Origin of the sequence: Haloarchaeobius sp. HME9146, assembly GCF_025399835.1 — an archaeon.
GTDB lineage: Archaea > Halobacteriota > Halobacteria > Halobacteriales > Natrialbaceae > Haloarchaeobius.
This window is the reverse complement of sequence record NZ_JAODVR010000001.1, coordinates 1,344,328-1,358,991: the sequence shown is the minus strand read 5'-3', so window position 1 is coordinate 1,358,991 and position 14,664 is coordinate 1,344,328. Positions and strand designations below refer to the sequence as shown.

13 protein-coding genes are annotated in these 14,664 nt (G+C 65.3%); 6 read left to right on the top strand and 7 right to left on the bottom strand.

Annotation, left to right across the window (positions count from 1 at the left end):
• From N6C22_RS06880 to N6C22_RS06865, 4 genes are all read left to right on the top strand, one after another.
• Complete coding sequence (locus tag N6C22_RS06880) at nucleotides 1–1,176, top strand: PQQ-binding-like beta-propeller repeat protein (RefSeq protein WP_261650358.1); 1,176 nt, start codon at nucleotides 1–3, stop codon at nucleotides 1,174–1,176.
• Nucleotides 1,169–1,618 (top strand): hypothetical protein, encoded by a 450-nt coding sequence (locus N6C22_RS06875; RefSeq protein ID WP_261650357.1) that lies wholly within the window; start codon nucleotides 1,169–1,171, stop codon nucleotides 1,616–1,618. Before N6C22_RS06880 ends, N6C22_RS06875 begins: the two co-directional genes overlap by 8 nt.
• Before the next feature lie 32 nt (nucleotides 1,619–1,650).
• Nucleotides 1,651–2,511, top strand: coding sequence for an S-methyl-5'-thioadenosine phosphorylase (gene mtnP / locus N6C22_RS06870; RefSeq protein ID WP_261650356.1), 861 nt, complete (start codon nucleotides 1,651–1,653; stop codon nucleotides 2,509–2,511).
• A 73-nt stretch (nucleotides 2,512–2,584) separates the two neighbouring features.
• The gene (locus tag N6C22_RS06865) at nucleotides 2,585–3,022 is read left to right on the top strand and encodes a hypothetical protein (protein ID WP_261650355.1); all 438 of its coding nucleotides are present in this window, start codon (nucleotides 2,585–2,587) and stop codon (nucleotides 3,020–3,022) included.
• Nucleotides 3,023–3,043: 21 nt separating this feature from the next.
• Here the strand turns inward: N6C22_RS06865 and N6C22_RS06860 are convergent, their stop codons facing one another.
• The 6 genes from N6C22_RS06860 to N6C22_RS06835 form a co-directional block, all read right to left on the bottom strand.
• Nucleotides 3,044–3,997: a hypothetical protein gene (locus tag N6C22_RS06860; protein WP_261650354.1), complete on the bottom strand. Its 954-nt coding sequence runs from the start codon at nucleotides 3,995–3,997 to the stop codon at nucleotides 3,044–3,046.
• Nucleotides 3,998–4,398: 401 nt separating this feature from the next.
• On the bottom strand, nucleotides 4,399–5,067 hold the full coding sequence (locus N6C22_RS06855; protein ID WP_261650353.1) for a helix-turn-helix domain-containing protein: 669 nt from the start codon (nucleotides 5,065–5,067) through the stop codon (nucleotides 4,399–4,401).
• Between the two features lie 349 nt (nucleotides 5,068–5,416).
• Nucleotides 5,417–6,565: a ScpA family protein gene (locus N6C22_RS06850; RefSeq protein ID WP_261650352.1), complete on the bottom strand. Its 1,149-nt coding sequence runs from the start codon at nucleotides 6,563–6,565 to the stop codon at nucleotides 5,417–5,419.
• On the bottom strand, nucleotides 6,558–10,145 hold the full coding sequence (smc, locus tag N6C22_RS06845) for a chromosome segregation protein SMC (RefSeq protein ID WP_261650351.1): 3,588 nt from the start codon (nucleotides 10,143–10,145) through the stop codon (nucleotides 6,558–6,560). Before smc ends, N6C22_RS06850 begins: the two co-directional genes overlap by 8 nt.
• Before the next feature lie 37 nt (nucleotides 10,146–10,182).
• Complete coding sequence (locus N6C22_RS06840) at nucleotides 10,183–10,524, bottom strand: bZIP transcription factor (protein ID WP_261650350.1); 342 nt, start codon at nucleotides 10,522–10,524, stop codon at nucleotides 10,183–10,185.
• 83 nt (nucleotides 10,525–10,607) lie between these two features.
• Nucleotides 10,608–11,015: a hypothetical protein gene (locus N6C22_RS06835; RefSeq protein ID WP_261650349.1), complete on the bottom strand. Its 408-nt coding sequence runs from the start codon at nucleotides 11,013–11,015 to the stop codon at nucleotides 10,608–10,610.
• 452 nt (nucleotides 11,016–11,467) lie between these two features.
• Between N6C22_RS06835 and gatB the strand changes: the two genes are divergently transcribed.
• On the top strand, nucleotides 11,468–12,952 hold the full coding sequence (gene gatB / locus N6C22_RS06830) for an Asp-tRNA(Asn)/Glu-tRNA(Gln) amidotransferase subunit GatB (protein WP_261650348.1): 1,485 nt from the start codon (nucleotides 11,468–11,470) through the stop codon (nucleotides 12,950–12,952).
• Between the two features lie 56 nt (nucleotides 12,953–13,008).
• On the opposite strand, the gene N6C22_RS06825 is transcribed toward gatB, so the two are convergent.
• The gene (locus tag N6C22_RS06825) at nucleotides 13,009–13,185 is read right to left on the bottom strand and encodes a hypothetical protein (RefSeq protein ID WP_261650346.1); all 177 of its coding nucleotides are present in this window, start codon (nucleotides 13,183–13,185) and stop codon (nucleotides 13,009–13,011) included.
• Nucleotides 13,186–13,387: 202 nt separating this feature from the next.
• Here N6C22_RS06825 and N6C22_RS06820 point away from each other — a divergent pair, with 202 nt between their 5' ends.
• The gene (locus tag N6C22_RS06820; protein ID WP_261650345.1) at nucleotides 13,388–14,560 is read left to right on the top strand and encodes a hypothetical protein; all 1,173 of its coding nucleotides are present in this window, start codon (nucleotides 13,388–13,390) and stop codon (nucleotides 14,558–14,560) included.
• Nucleotides 14,561–14,664: the final 104 nt, after the last annotated feature.

The window sequence follows — 14,664 nt, the reverse complement described above, 5'->3', positions numbered from 1 at the left end:
ATGTCTGGTCCCCTCCAGTCGCTCTCCCGCCGCGAGGTCCTCCTCTTCGGTTCGGCTGCGCTCGTCGGCGGGCAGGCCATACGGCCCTCGCTGTTCAAGAGCGGGTTCGACACCGGCCCGTCGGTTTCGCTCGACGAGTGGCACCTGCCCGGTCGGAGTCCGAGCCGGCAGAACTACGCTGCCGTCGCTGGCGGCGACGACCTCTCGGTCACCTGGGAAGTTCCGTTCGAGCAAGAGACGGGGTACAGCCTCGCCGTCGCCGACGGAACGGTGTTCGTCCCGACCTGGAACAGCGCGCTGCACGCCCTCGATACCACCGACGGTCGACAGCGCTGGCAGTTCGCGCCGGACGCAGCGCTCTCCACCGGTATCGCCGTCGCCGCCGGCCACGTCTGCTGCCCGACCGACCGGGACTTCTACGTCCTCGGTAGCGACGGGGCGCGGAGCTGGTGGCTTCCCGGCGTCGACGACCGCTCGCTCTACTGGCTCCTGGACCCGACGTACCTGCCCGTCGGGAACGTGCTGTTCCTCAACGGCGACGACGGACTCGAGGCCCGGGACATCGAGAGCGGACTGACCCACTGGCAGACGACCCGCCATGTAGGCCCGGTCGCCTACGGGGACGGGAAGCTCATCTGTAGCGCCGGCTACTACGAAAGCGTCCGCCACAGCGCCCACGACCCGAGCGACGGCTCACGGCTCTGGCGCACGCCCGAGTACGAGTATCGTCATCGCGGCAGTGCAATCGCACCCGACACGCTCGTCGCCTACGGTGGGTCCGACGATACCGGCCGCATCCAGACGTTCGACCCGAACGACGGCCGCCTGCAGTGGGAATCGACGGTCGGAACGACGCTCGTCGACGTCGCATTGACCGTCGGCCTCGTGGTCGCCACCGGGACGTTCGGCCAACTTCACGCGTTCGACCCCGACACTGGCGAGCGACTGTGGACGCGAACCGACCTGGGCCGCGTCGGCGGGACGGTCCGAACCGAGCAGCGCCTCTACGTCCACGAGGCCGACGGGGTCAGCGTACTGGACCCTGAAACCGGTGAGACCAGGGACAGCCTCGCCCTCGACGGTGGGGAACCGCGTTCACTCGCCCTCGCTGGCGGACGCCTGTTGGCACTCACCGAGTCCGGGCTCTACGCGCTGGAGGTGCGCGACGATGCCTGAACAGACTGACGGAGCCATCACGAGCGAGCCGACCACCCTCGGCCGCGTCGGCCGGTCCATCCCGATGCTGCTCCCGGCGTGGTTCGCGACCTACCCGGCCGGATGGCTGCTCGGACAGTTTGGACTTGGGCAGTTCGGGACGATTCTCCGGTGGAGCGTCCTCCTCGTGTTCGCGTTCTACGCGGCCGACCTCGACAACGACCCGAACGGCGCTATCGTGTTCAGCGTCGTCGCCGCGGTCGTCTTCTTCGCCGCACAGGTGTTGTTCGCACCCGCGGTCCCGACAGTCCAGGGCAAGCCCGTGTACCTGCTCGGGCCGACCTTGAACGTGGTCGGGGCGTACCTGCTGGGGTACCTGCTCGCGTACCGGGACGGGCTGACGGCGCTCCTGGAGTGGGCCACACCCGACCAGGACGCGAACGCGGCTCGCGACGACTCGTAGCGGTTTTACGCGCGCCACGAGTTCGTGAACGCATGACCATCGGCGTCATCGGTGGCAGTGGCATCTACGAGGCCCTGCCCCTCGAGAACGTAGAGAAGCGAAGCGTGGAGACACCCTTCGGTGAGCCGTCCGACGACATCACGCTCGGCGAACTCGCCGGCAAGGAGGTCGCCTTCCTCCCGCGGCACGGCCCCGACCATCAGCACACCCCGACCAACGCGCCGTACAAGGCGAACATCTACGCGCTGAAGTCCGTCGGCGTCGACCGCATCATCGCGACCAACGCGGTCGGCAGCCTGCGCGAGGACCTCCCGCCGCGCACGCTGGTCGTCCCCACCCAGATCTTCGACCGCACCAGCCACCGCGAGCACACCTTCTTCGGCGACGGCATGGTCGTCCACATGGGCTTCGCCGACCCGTACGACCCCGAGATGGTCGAGCACCTCGCCGGCGCGGCCGAGCGCGCCGAGACGGATGCAGACACCCACGAGGGCGGCACCTACGTCTGCATCGAGGGCCCGCAGTACTCCACCCGGTCCGAGTCCGAGTTCTACCGCGAGCAGGGCTGGGAGATCGTCGGCATGACGGCCATCCCGGAGGCCAAGCTCGCTCGCGAGGCCGAGATGAGCTACGCGACCGTCGCCGGCGTCACCGACTACGACGTCTGGAAGGCGGACAACGAGGTCACCCTCGACGAGGTGCTGGAGAACGCCGCCGCGAACCAGGAGTCCATCAACGCGGTCGTCGAGGAGGCCGTTCGCTCGATGCCCGAGGACTTCGAGTCCGACGCCTGGTCCGCCCTCGAGGGCACCATCAACACGCCCAGCGAGGCCATCCCGGCCGACACCCGCGAGCGCGTCGACCTGCTCGCCGGCCAGTACCTGGACGACTGACTCCGGCGACTCCTCCCCGACACGACCCCGACCACCGGACGTTTTTTGCTGGTCGGCCCCCCTCGTCTGCGTGATGGACGACGAGACCCTCGTCGCGCAGACGGCCGACCAACTCGACTGCGACGAGGACGCGGCCCGCGAGTTCCTCGACACGCTCGACCACGCGGTCGGCTCGGTCTGCCCGCTCTGTGGCGAGGGCTACATCGTCGAGGCCGACGACGACCGCTGGTTCCCCTCGCGAGGCCGACAGTCCCGGGAACTCAACCTCGGCGTGATGCGCCTCTCGCTCTCGAAGGCGAGAGAACTCGACGAGGACGACGTGGCCGGGCTCGACAACCCCTACTTCTGCACCTCCGGAAACACCAGTGAGACGTGCGTCCTCGCGGGCCAGTTCGAGGAGGTGGTCGGCGTGCGGACGCTTCGCGGCGTCGAGGAGACCGAGCGTCGGCACGAGCGACGCCGGGAGTACGTCGAGGACAGGCTGGCGAGGCTTCGTGCGCGGCTCCGGTAACGACGAGCACGACCCGGGACACTACGAGAGCCGGTCGAGCAGCGCCGCTATCGGCTGGTCGACCTCGTCGGCGAGCCACCACAGCCGCTGGCGCGTCGCCTCGTCGGTCGGTACCGCGTCGGGCCGGGAACTGGCGATGGCGACGTAGGCCGCCGCCGCTCCCCGGCGAACCGCCCGGTCATCCGCCGCGAGCGCGGGCGCAACCGTCTCGAGTGCGGTCGGGATGCAGCCCGGACAGGCGCTCCCGAGTCGACCGATGGCGAGCAACGCGGCCTCGCGCTGGCCCGGCGGTGCGTTCTGGGCGACGTCCGCGAGCACCTCGTCAACTTCGTCGTCGACGACGCCCGGCTGGTCGACGCCGACCGTCGCGAGCAGGTCGACTGCGGCGACCTGTAATGCTGGCACGGGCTTGCCAGCGTTGGCGATCGTCTGCTCGACCGCCGGGACGACCTCCTCCGGATGCCGGACCGCGATATCGGCGAGCGCACCGGTCGCGAAGACGCGGACGTCCCAGTCGCCCGAGTCGACCAGTGCCGCCCAGAGGTCTTCGACGACTGTGAGGACGTTACTCGGGCGCTCGGCCGCGAGGAGCGCGAACACGTTCGCGATGGTTGCCCTGACGTACGGGTCGTCGTCCTCCAGACGCGGGGCCGTGGTCTCGACCCAGGCGCTGAACGTTGCCGGGTCGGCATCGACGAGTGCGACCAGCGCGTCGGCAGCACGACGACGTGAACTCGCGTCACCGTCGTCGAGCCGAGAGAGCAACCGGTCGACCGCGGGTTCGACCGCGTCCGGATGTGACGGCGCGAGGTGGAACAGGGCGTCCGCTGCCGCCGTCCGGCTGTCGGCCTCGTCGCTCGCCAGCAACTCCCTGAGTTCGTCCGCAGCATCCGCGGCAGCGTCGGGGTCGGACCGCGCCAGCTCGCAAAGTTCCTCTGCGCGGTCCGCGTCACCCGACCCACTCAGCAATCCCATTGGAACCTCTGTGGTCGTGCGGGTACAAGAATCCCTGCGGCTATCGGATGGAGTGTCTGTAGAACGGTGAACGCCCAGCCGGGCCGACGTGCAAGCGATTTGCGGTGACGCCTGACGGATGTGATGATGGGCTTCGACTGACGGTGGATGCGGTGTGGGGCCAGTCAGCCCGGCTGGCGTTCGAGTGATGCGGGACCAGCCTGCGAATGGTCGGTCCCGCACCCCCAGACTGCCGCCCCCTTCCCCCTCCGAATTCCGGGACGACAGTCAACTCTACATTGTCCGTAAGACGTCTTGGCCGTGGTGCTTGCTATCTAAACCGGTATATGGTACCACACCACGTATTCCAGCGTCGGCTCGCCGGTACTGTGCCTTGAAAAGTGCCAGACAGCGCCGGTTTCTCAGGGATGTTCCGCGATGGCATCGACCTGGTCGACCAGCGCCTGCCGCAGGACCTTCTCCGTCGCACGGCGGATCCGCTCGGACGCCGCCTGGTTCGAGATGTCGAACTGCTCGGCGATGTCGTCGAGCGTCGACTGCCGTGGGATGGAGAAGTACCCCGTCTTGACGGCGTGCATCAGCGCCTCCCGTTGCTCCGGGGTCAGCCCGTACTCGTCTGCTGCACTGTCGGTCCCCTCCTCGACGTGAGTCAGTCGGTGCAGGTCGAGGTGGACGTCTCGCTCCTGGCACATCGAGTGGAACTTGCTCACGCTCGCGTCGTCCGGGAACCGGACGGTGAACCGCCAGCCGTTGCCGCCGCGCGCGCGGAGTATCGTCCCGTTCGTCTCGACGAAACACGCGAGCAGGTCGTGGATACCTTCGTGCCACGTGATTCGGTACAACCGTCGCTCGCCGATTCGCTCGACGAAGTCGTACGTCTTGGCGTACTCACACGCCTCCAGTCCCTGCTCGAACTCGTCGGGATTTCCCGTGACCCAGACGTACGGGAACACGTCGTCGGACGCTGGCACGATCGGTTCGACCTCGATGGTCAGCTCTGTTCCCCCTTCGGCGGTTGCTCCGAGTGCGAAGTCCTCGGTGCCCACCGTGAAATCGGCTATGACCCCCATGGGTCACGAATACGTTCGTGAAGGATATGACCGTTCCGTACATCCATCTGATATGTATATGAACATGTTTTAAGCGGCGGTCATGACGACTACGTATGCCAGAAGACAATTATCACTATTTTCACAATATCGAGTTATTCATGGGTTGCGAACCACCAGATAGCGCGCCGGTGTCACGAAAAACGGACGGTAGTCGTCCCGAGACCGGGTGAGAGATCGGTGTGGGACGAATCGACGTACGAGCGCCGTCAGCCTACCAGTACTGCCTTACCAGTTCGGGTTGGGGACGGTGCTACTCGTGAGAGAGTGAAGGTATCCCCATCCGGTGGCGGATTCCGGCCGCCCCGGGTCAGTCCGCGACGGCTTCCTCGGAGCCCCTGGCCGCGGTCGGGTCCTGGACCCAGAGGTCGCCGAACAGGTCGTCCTGCTGGAGGCGGACCTGCCCACGGTGGGCGAGGAACAACAGCGCAAGGAACGTCTGCACCCGCGAGCCACCGACCATGTCGATCTCCGCATAGAGCACCTCGGCCCGGCCAGCGTCGTAGTGTTCGTGCAGGGCAGTGCGCACGTCGTCGATTATCTCCTCGATGTCCTCCGAGTGGGTCGTCCCCGTCACCTCGTCCTCGGTCGGTTCGTCGTCCACGCGGAAGTCGTCACCCGAGTGGTAGTCGAGCGTCTGCGTGCCGCGCTGGAAGCCCCGTGGCGAGTCACTGGTGTCGTACTCGCGCTGGCGCTTCCACCACGAGCCCCGCTCGGCCTCGCGCAGGTCGTGGACCAGTTCGTCCAGCGTCTCCGGCGTCCCGCGGACCTGCTTGCGGTCGAGCCGACGCTCCATCTCGGCCTCGAGCCCCGCGACCGGGTCGAAGTCCGGGTCCGGCGGCTCCTCGGGTGCCTCGTCCGCGAACGGCTGCTCCCACGGCGCGAGTTCCTCTTCCTCCTCGTCGTCGCTCCCGTGGATGAGCTCGTCGCCCTTCATCCGGAGCAGGACGCTCGCGTAGAACAGCGCGCGCCCCGAGGTCCGGAGGTCTGCGTCCTCGAGCGCGTCGAGGAACTCGTCGGTGACGCGCACGATGTCGATGTCCCACGGGTCGATGTCGCCCCGTTTCGCTAACTGGACCAACAGTTCGACGGGTTCGACCGCGTCGTCCTCGGAGTCCTCCATCACGTCGTCGTCCGGGAGGACCTCCTCCATGGCGGTCTCGTCCTCGTCGGACTCGTCCGAGTCGTCCTCCGCCAGTACCTCGTCGAGGTCGTCCTCGTCGCCGGCGTAAAACTCGTCCGGGTCGGCCGAGTCGTCGGTGTCGTCTGCACCATCGCCGCCGAACAGGTCGTCGGCGTCCTCGCCGGGCGGCGTCCGGTCCTCGTGCCCGGCGATGTTCAGGAGGTTCTCGGGGTCGTCGTCACTTCGTTCCGACCTCCCGCGATCTCGCGGGTCGCTTTGCTCCCCGCTCGACTTTTCCGAGGAACCTCCGCTACGCTCCGGTTCCTCGCTAGTCATCCGCAGGCACCTCCTCCTCCACGTCACCGCCCTCGGACAGGTCGATGCCCGTCACCGCCGAGACGTTGTTCTGCTGCATCGTCACGCCGATGGCGCGCTCGGACCGGTCGAGCATCGCGGTGCGGTGCGAGACCACGACGAACTGTGCCCGTCCTGCTAACTCGTCGACCATCTGGCCGACGCGCTCGGCGTTGACCGCGTCGAGGAACGCGTCCACCTCGTCCAGCGCGTAGAACGGTGCCGGGTTGTGACGCTGGATGGCGAAGATGAACGCGAGCGCGGTCAGGGACTTCTCGCCGCCGGACATCGCGTCGAGGCGCTGTATGGGCTTGTCGCCCGGCTGTGCCTTCATCGTCAGCCCACCCTCGAACGGGTCGTCCTCGTCTTCGAGGTGGAGGTGGCCCGAGCCGGCCGAGAGCTGGGAGAATATCTCCTGGAAGTTCTCGTCGATGGCTTCGAACGACGCCATGAACGTCTCCTTCTTCTGGGCCTCGTATGACTCGATACGCTCTGTGATGCCGTCACGCTCCTCGGCGAGGGTGTCCCGCCCCTCGACCAGCGTGTCGAGCGCGGACTTGACCTCGTCGTAATCGTCGATGGCCTTCATGTTCACCGGCTCCATCGCGTTCATGTCGCCGTCGAAGCACTCGACCATCCGGACGACCTCGTCGTGGTCCGGCACCTCCTCGGGGTCGTAGTCGCCGACCTCCTCCTCGAGGTTCTCGATCTCCCACTCGAGCTGCTCGCGCGTGTCAGAGAGCGACTCCAGCTTGCTCTTCACCGCGTCGACCTGTGACTTGACCGAGTCCCGGGCCTTCTCGGCTTCCTTCAGGTCCTCGCGGAGCCCCTCGCGTTCCTCCTTGAGTTCGGAGAGCTCGTTCTCGAGTTCGAGCACCTTCCGGCGCTTGCCCTCGAGTTCTTCCTCCTTCTCCTCGATGGTCTCCTCGAGGTCCGCGATGCGCTCTTCGTGTTCGGCCTTCTTGTTCTGGGCCGCCTCGATGTCGTCGTGCAGGCCCTCGATGGCCTCCTCGGCGTACTGCTTCTCGAGCTGGAGTTCGTTCAGTCGGCCGTCGAGGTCGTCCATCCGGTCTTCGAGGTCCTCGATATCCTCTTCGACCGCTTCCATCTCGGCGGTGAGCTCGGGGATGCGCGAGTCCGCGAGTTCGGATTCGAGCTCCTCGATGTCGGCCGCTATCTCCGCGATGGCCTCCTTGCGCTCGGCGATACCCGACTCGATCTCCTGCATCTCCTCGTCGACCGACTCGCGCTCCGCGGCGAGCTCCTGCTTTCGGTCTTCGAGGTCCGCGATACGAGTTTCGAGGCGCTCCTTCTCGGTCTCCCTGGACTCGATGTCGCTCTCGATGGAGCGCACCTCGTCGGCCGCGTTGCTCTTTCTGTCGCGAGCGTCGTCCAGCCGCGACTCGATACTTCTGACGTCCTCGCGGATGGACTGGCGCTCGTCTTCGAGCTGGGAGATACGCTCGGCGACGCGCTTGAGCTGGCCCTCGCCGGAAGCGTCGAAGGAATACCGGGAGCCTTTCGAGGAGCCACCGGTCATCGCGCCGGACTTCTCGACGAGGTCGCCGTCGAGCGTGACCAGCCGATAGTCGCCCTGCATGTCACGGGCTGTGTCGAGGTCCTCGACGACCAGCGTGTCGCCGACGACGTGACTGAAGATGCCCGCGTACTGCGAGTCGAAGTCGATGAGGTTGTACGCGAAGTCGACCACGCCCGGCGCGTTCGGCGCACTCGGGAGCGACCGGTTCCGCATCTTGTTCATCGGCAGCATCGTCGCCCGACCCGCGTTCCGGGACTTGAGGTGCTCGATACAGCGCTGGCCGATGACGTCGTCGCTGACGACCACGTTGGCCATCCGGCCGCCGGCCGCGGTCTCACAGGCAGTGGCGTACTGCGGGTCGACGCTGCCCAGCTGGGCGACCGCGCCGTGGACCCCGTCGATGCCGGAGTTCAACACCGTGGTGACCGAGCGGCCGAACGAGGAGTCGCCGGACTGGCCAGCGTTGGCCTCCAGCTCAGCGTACTCCTGCTGTTTGGCCTGGAGTTCGTCCTCGACCTCGTCGAGGTCCTGCTGGCGCTCCTGTTTCTCGGCCTTGAGGTCGTCGACGACGCCCTCGATGTTGAGCACGTTCCGTCGCGCCTTCTCCAGTTCGTCCTCGAGGTCGGTGATGTCGGCCTCGATCTCCGGAATCTTAGCTTCAGTCTCCTCGATCTCCGTCTCTATCTCGCTCGCCTCGTTCGACCGGCGGCGGGCCTCGTCGAGCAGGCGGTCCTTCTCGCGCTGGAGTTCGTTCTTGGCGTCCTTCTCCTCGTCCAGCGCCTCCTTGCGCTCTTGCAGGTCCGCCTTGAGTTCGTCGTACTCGGTGTCTATCTCGTCTATCTCGGCCTGCAGGTCCGCGAGTTCGGCCTGCTTCGTCTGTACGTCGGCCTTCAGCGAGGACTTCTGGACCTTCGTGTCGCGAATCTCGGATTCGACGTCGTCGACCTCCTCCTGCTTGCGATCTATCTGGACGAAGGCGTCCCGGCGCTTGTTCTCGGCCTCCGCGATGGCCTCCTCGCTCGCCGATATCTTGTCCTCGAGCCGGGAGATGTCGCCCTTGAGGCTCTCGATGTCGCGCTTGATGGCGAGCTGTTCGTCCTCGCCCTTTCGCTCGATCTCTGCGTTGAGGTCCTCCAGGTCCTCCTGCAGGCGGACGACCTTGCCCTGTTTCTCGTCGAGGTCTCGCTGGAGCTCGTCGACCTCGGCCTGTTTGGCCTCGAGTCTGTCCTCCGTGCTCGCGAGGTCCTCGCGCTTGTCCTCCAGTTCGGCCGCCTTCAGGTAGCCCTCGTAGCGCTCGCGCTCGCGTCTGAGCCGGCGGTAGCGCAGGGCCTGCTGGCGTTCGTCCTCGAGCTGGGTGAGTCGCTGGCGCTTCTCGGAGATGCGCAGTTCCGCCTCGTTGATGCGCTCTTCGACGGTCTCCAGCTCCTCCATCGCGTCGGCCTTCTTCGCGTCGAACTCCGCGACGCCCGCGATCTCGTCGATTATCTGTCGACGAGCGTACGGCGTCATGTTGATTATCTCGGTCACGTCGCCCTGCATGACGACGTTGTACCCTTCCGGGGTCACCCCGGCCTGCGCGAGCAGGTCCTGGATGTCCGAGAGGTTGACCGAGCGCCCGTTGAGATAGTAGTAGGAGTAGTAGTTGTCCTCGGTCTGCTTGACGCGTCGCTTGATTCGTATCTCGTCGACGTCCCCGACGTCGTCGGAGCCGGCGGCGTTGACGACCTGTGCCCGGTCGAGCTTCCCGTCCGAATTGTCGAGGATGACCTCGACGCTGGCCTCGCGTGGTCCCGCCGAGTCGCCGCCATCGTCGTGGCCGGGGTTGTAGATGAGGTCGGTCAGCTTCTCGGCACGGATACCGCGGGTGCGGGCCAGGCCGAGCGCGAAGAGAACGGCGTCGATGATGTTCGACTTCCCGGAGCCGTTGGGGCCGGTGACGACGGTGAAATCCTCGTAGAAGGGAATCCGTGTCTTCCGGCCGAAGCTCTTGAAGTTGTCGAGAACGAGCTCTTTTATGTGCATGGTAGGGGGGTGTGGCCCGGACTGGCCGGAAACCGCGCTATGCGACGATGATGTCGTCGCCGAGTCCGGACTCGTCGCTTTCGTCGTCGGTTTCTTCCTCGGCACCCTTAGCGCCTTCGCCTTCGTTATTGGCCCGCGCAGCGGCCGCGTCCACCTCTGACTGGGCCGCCTGGCTGGTCCCCGGTTCGGGGGTCAGCATCTCGGTCGATTCCTCGTCCTCGGAGACGTCGGTAGCGACGCCGCGGGGGTCTGCTTCCAGTTCGGCTTCGAGAATACGGACGCGTTCTTTGGTCTCGACGAGCTCCTCCGTGAGACCGCGAACGGTCGATTCGAGTTCGTTGACGGTGGCCTCGAGGTCTTCCACCCGGTTCTTCGGCATACCTACATCGCGTGCGGCCGGAACCATAAACCTGCGTCAGACACCTGCACGCTTCCTGACATTGCGCCAACGTGACCTGCCGCTCAGAGTGCCGTCTCGTACCACGCCGACATCTCGTCGCCGTACCCGACTCGTGCCCGCGCCCGGATGTCCTCTGGGACGCTCGGGTACGACGCCACGCCGGTGAACAACAGCTGGAGTGTCAGCCGCTTCCGCTCGCCGGAGAGCCGCACCGTCCGCGATTCGCGCGCCGCCGTCTCGTCGACAGAAACCTCGCCCTCGACCGTCAACTCGGTCGGTTCCGTCCGGTCGACGTACACCTCCACCGCGAGATTCACGTTCCCGCCGTCGGGCTGGGCCCCGATGCTCGTCACCAGCAGGTCCTCGGGCCCCTGGGTCGACGGCTGGTCGTCGCCGAACTCCAGACACCCGGAGAGCGCCGCGCACGTTCCGAGGCCCGACGCCCGACGGAGGAATCGACGACGGTTCATTAGGTACTGACAGTTCGATGAGACGGGTGAAAAACCCGCGGCTCGGTTCGAGATTCGAGTCGAATCGCGAGTGGTCGATGATGGAGACGAAGAACCCACCCAGCCGGCCGGCGCGCGCTGGCAAGCGTGCTGAACGAAGTGAAGCCGCGAGCCAGCATTGTGCGAGGGACGACCGGAGTAGAACGGAGCAACGCGGAGTGAGACGGAGGAAGTCGGCTGGGGAGGGCGTGGTGCGGTCGCGGTGCTGTGCGGTGGCGGGTGCGGGTGCGGTTCCATCGTAATCAGCGCGAGTGACCTGCTCGTCGTCACTGCCACCCTCGAAACGACCACCCACCACACAGCCAGCAACGACGCCCGAACACCACACAACCCGCGACGACGCCCGAACACCCCACAACCCGCGACGACGGAACCCGTCACGCTTTAACCACCCCACACCGAATCCACGGCCAATGACTGCGCAGGCTGTGCAGCCGGACGAACTCGCGGCCGTCATTGGGCTCGAGGTCCACGTCCAGCTCGAAACGGCGACGAAGATCTTCTGTGGCTGTCCGACGGAACCGACGGAAGAACCGAACACGAACGTCTGTCCCGTCTGCCTCGGTCTGCCCGGGTCCCTGCCCGTCCTCAACGAGGGCGCGGTCGAGGCCGCCGTGAAGGTCGGCAAGGCCATCGACGCGGACATCCCCGAGGAGACCCGGTTCCACCGGAAGAACTACTACTACCCCGACCTGCCGAAGAACTTCCAGATCACCCAGTACGACGAGCCTATCTGTAAGGACGGCACGCTGGAGATCTCCGTGGAGGGCGAGCGCAAGTCCATCCGCATCCGCCGCGCCCACCTCGAGGAGGACCCCGGCAGCCTCCAGCACGTCGGCGGCGACATCGACAGCGCGGAGTACACCAAGGTGAACTACAACCGCGCCGGCACGCCCCTGATGGAGATCGTCACGAAGCCGGACTTCCGCAGCCCCGCCGAGGCCCGAACCTTCCTCGCGAAACTCACGGAGGTCCTCGAGTACCTCGGCGTGTTCGACAGCCAGCGTGACGGCAGCCTGCGCGTCGACGCGAACCTCTCCATCGTCCCGGCCGAGGAGATCGCCGAGGACGGTACCATCAGCGAAGAGGTGCTCGAGAACGCGAACCGCACCGAGGTCAAGAACATCTCCAGCCACAAGGGCGCGGAGAAGGCACTGGCCTACGAGCGCAACCGCCAGAAGAATCTGGTCCAGCGCGGCAAGGCCGTCGCCCAGGAGACCCGCCACTTCAACGAGACCCACGGCACCACGGTCTCCATGCGCTCGAAGGAGGAGGAGAAGGACTACCGCTACTTCGAGGAGGCCGACCTCCCGCCGCTGCAGGTCTCACACTGGAAGGAGGAGATTCCGATTCCGGAACTCCCCGACGCCCGCCGCAAGCGCTTCCAGGAGGAGTACGACCTCGACCTCGAATCCGCCTCCAAACTGACGAGCACGAAGCAGGTCGCAGACTTCTACGAGGACGTCGCCGAGCAGTTCGACCCCGACCTCGCCGCGACGTGGGTCGCCGACAACCTGCTGGGCGAACTCAACTACCGCGACATGGAGATCACCGACGTGGCCCACCGACTCGACGAGTTCACCCGACTGGTCGAACTCGTCGCCGAGGACGAGATCACCACGAAGAACGCCGAGGAGATCGTTCTCAGGAGTATGCTCGACGACGGCGATGCACCGGACGACATCGTCGACCGCGAGGGCCTCGGCAAGACCGGCGAGGACGAGGTCGCGACCGCGGTACAGGAGGCCATCGACGAGAACCCCGAGGCCGTCTCTGACTACTACGACGGCGAAGGCGGCGCGCTCAACTTCCTCGTCGGCCAGGTCATGCAGAAGACGCAGGGCTCTGCTGACCCGGGTACCGTGAACGAGAAGCTGCGGGCCGCGCTGGACGAGTAACACCGACTGGAACGCTGTTTCCTTCTACGCCCGTCGCCGGAGGGGCGGCCGACACCTCAAAAAAGCGCCAGAAAACCCCTGGCGAGGAAGTAGAGTGGCAAGCCAAGCACGACTGCGAGGGCAACGAACACGACGATTTCCAGTCCCCCACCAGCGTTTCCCGAACTCGTCTGGAGGAATATCGCCGCCACGAACCACAACGTCAGCGCCTGATAGAATTCTGACCGATTCATTCGTTCCCTGGTAGCGGTCCAGAATGTAAACCGGTTCTGGTCGGTTCTCACAGGGGGTAGCGTAGCCGGATGAAGTGACTGTAGCCCCCGGCTGGTTACCTAATTCCTATCAGTATCACTCGATTCAGCTGTCAGTCGGCCGTTGACCGATGTTAATTTATCGAGCCATAACACTTACACGAACCTCCGCGAGTGTGGTCGTATGCGCGCTCGTGTCGGGAGAGTAATACTACGGCTGGCCCTGGTGATGGCTGTCGGGTTCTGGGGTTTTCTCGGACTGGTCTATCTCATCGGTTTCTCTGTCGCTGACTCGTACGGACCGCCGACTTTCCCACACCACAGGTTCTACCATCGACTCGACATCGGGTTGCACGTACTCGCATCGAAAAGTTGGCTGCCACTCCTCTTCCTCGGGGTGTGTCTGCTCGGGGTCGGGTACGTCAGCTACCGTCGAAACGTGTTGCTTCCGAATTATGACCTGGTCGTTGGTTCAAGGCAACTGACCACGCTACCCGGGATCAATGTAACCAAAGTAACCGAACGAATTCCAAACTGGCTGTCGCGAGCATCCCGAGCATTCGCAACAGCCCTCGGCTTCTCCTGGCTCGCCGTCCTTCTCGTCGTGGTCGTCGCATTGCTCCTTGGACCAGCCCCCATCGCGCAGGACACACACACGGTTTCGGCCGATGACCCGGCCGCAGAGCTAGCCGCAGATGCCATCGCCGATATCCAGACTCGTCGACACACGACCGAGGTCTGGATTCACAAGTCGGAACCATCGGAAGAGTTCGAACGACAAGGAATCTGGTATCGTGTCGTCAAATCTACTCCAGATGGATCGACCGGACGGGTCGAGCTATGGCCGGGAATCCTCCGAGAAAATACGACCCCCGCGGACCCCGGGTACGCGTACTACGCCGACGTACCGTTCTACTGGACGCGAGGGGCCGATGGGGACTGGCGTCGGGTCGAATATTCGACCAGTGTTCAAGTAGCCGAAATCTTCCAGGACGACGTGGGTAGCGTGCGACCGGCGGTCCTCCGGGAAGCAAACGCGAGCATGACCGCAAAGAACTCCTCGATGGTGACGGTCCGATACACTGACCCGGCCATCATTGAGGGATTCAGTCTCGAAGTCGGCGAGAACGACAGCGGGTACGTCCTGCTTTCGATTGCGATAGATGAGAAACCACACCTGCAACGCGTCGAGGTTCAGGTATCCAGTAATCAGTTCGTTTCACGGCGTGTCTTTCGCGTGTCCGAGGTCGACACCGCCACCGTCGAAACCCCCGACCACGTCCCCGCCACCACCGAACGACTCGTCTGGCGGGCAGAACACGGCCTCGACAGGATGGCGTCGTGGGTGGGCCTCTGACCCTGTCTTCCTCGCAACCCGACCAGTAGCCCACCCTGACTGTCCCCCTCGCCAACTGCTTTCGTCTGGCCGACACGTTCTTCACAGTACACGCGAATTGCAGA

Bases quoted from the DNA above. Each gene is read 5' to 3' on its own strand.
- N6C22_RS06835 (WP_261650349.1), bottom strand. From the start codon at position 11,015: ATGAACCGTCGTCGATTCCTCCGTCGGGCGTCGGGCCTCGGAACGTGC.
- N6C22_RS06880 (WP_261650358.1), top strand. From the start codon at position 1: ATGTCTGGTCCCCTCCAGTCGCTCTCCCGCCGCGAGGTCCTCCTCTTC.
- N6C22_RS06865 (WP_261650355.1), top strand. From the start codon at position 2,585: ATGGACGACGAGACCCTCGTCGCGCAGACGGCCGACCAACTCGACTGC.
- N6C22_RS06825 (WP_261650346.1), bottom strand. From the start codon at position 13,185: ATGAATCGGTCAGAATTCTATCAGGCGCTGACGTTGTGGTTCGTGGCG.
- mtnP (WP_261650356.1), top strand. From the start codon at position 1,651: ATGACCATCGGCGTCATCGGTGGCAGTGGCATCTACGAGGCCCTGCCC.
- smc (WP_261650351.1), bottom strand. From the start codon at position 10,145: ATGCACATAAAAGAGCTCGTTCTCGACAACTTCAAGAGCTTCGGCCGG.
- N6C22_RS06875 (WP_261650357.1), top strand. From the start codon at position 1,169: ATGCCTGAACAGACTGACGGAGCCATCACGAGCGAGCCGACCACCCTC.
- gatB (WP_261650348.1), top strand. From the start codon at position 11,468: ATGACTGCGCAGGCTGTGCAGCCGGACGAACTCGCGGCCGTCATTGGG.
- N6C22_RS06820 (WP_261650345.1), top strand. From the start codon at position 13,388: ATGCGCGCTCGTGTCGGGAGAGTAATACTACGGCTGGCCCTGGTGATG.
- N6C22_RS06850 (WP_261650352.1), bottom strand. From the start codon at position 6,565: ATGACTAGCGAGGAACCGGAGCGTAGCGGAGGTTCCTCGGAAAAGTCG.
- N6C22_RS06860 (WP_261650354.1), bottom strand. From the start codon at position 3,997: ATGGGATTGCTGAGTGGGTCGGGTGACGCGGACCGCGCAGAGGAACTT.
- N6C22_RS06855 (WP_261650353.1), bottom strand. From the start codon at position 5,067: ATGGGGGTCATAGCCGATTTCACGGTGGGCACCGAGGACTTCGCACTC.
- N6C22_RS06840 (WP_261650350.1), bottom strand. From the start codon at position 10,524: ATGCCGAAGAACCGGGTGGAAGACCTCGAGGCCACCGTCAACGAACTC.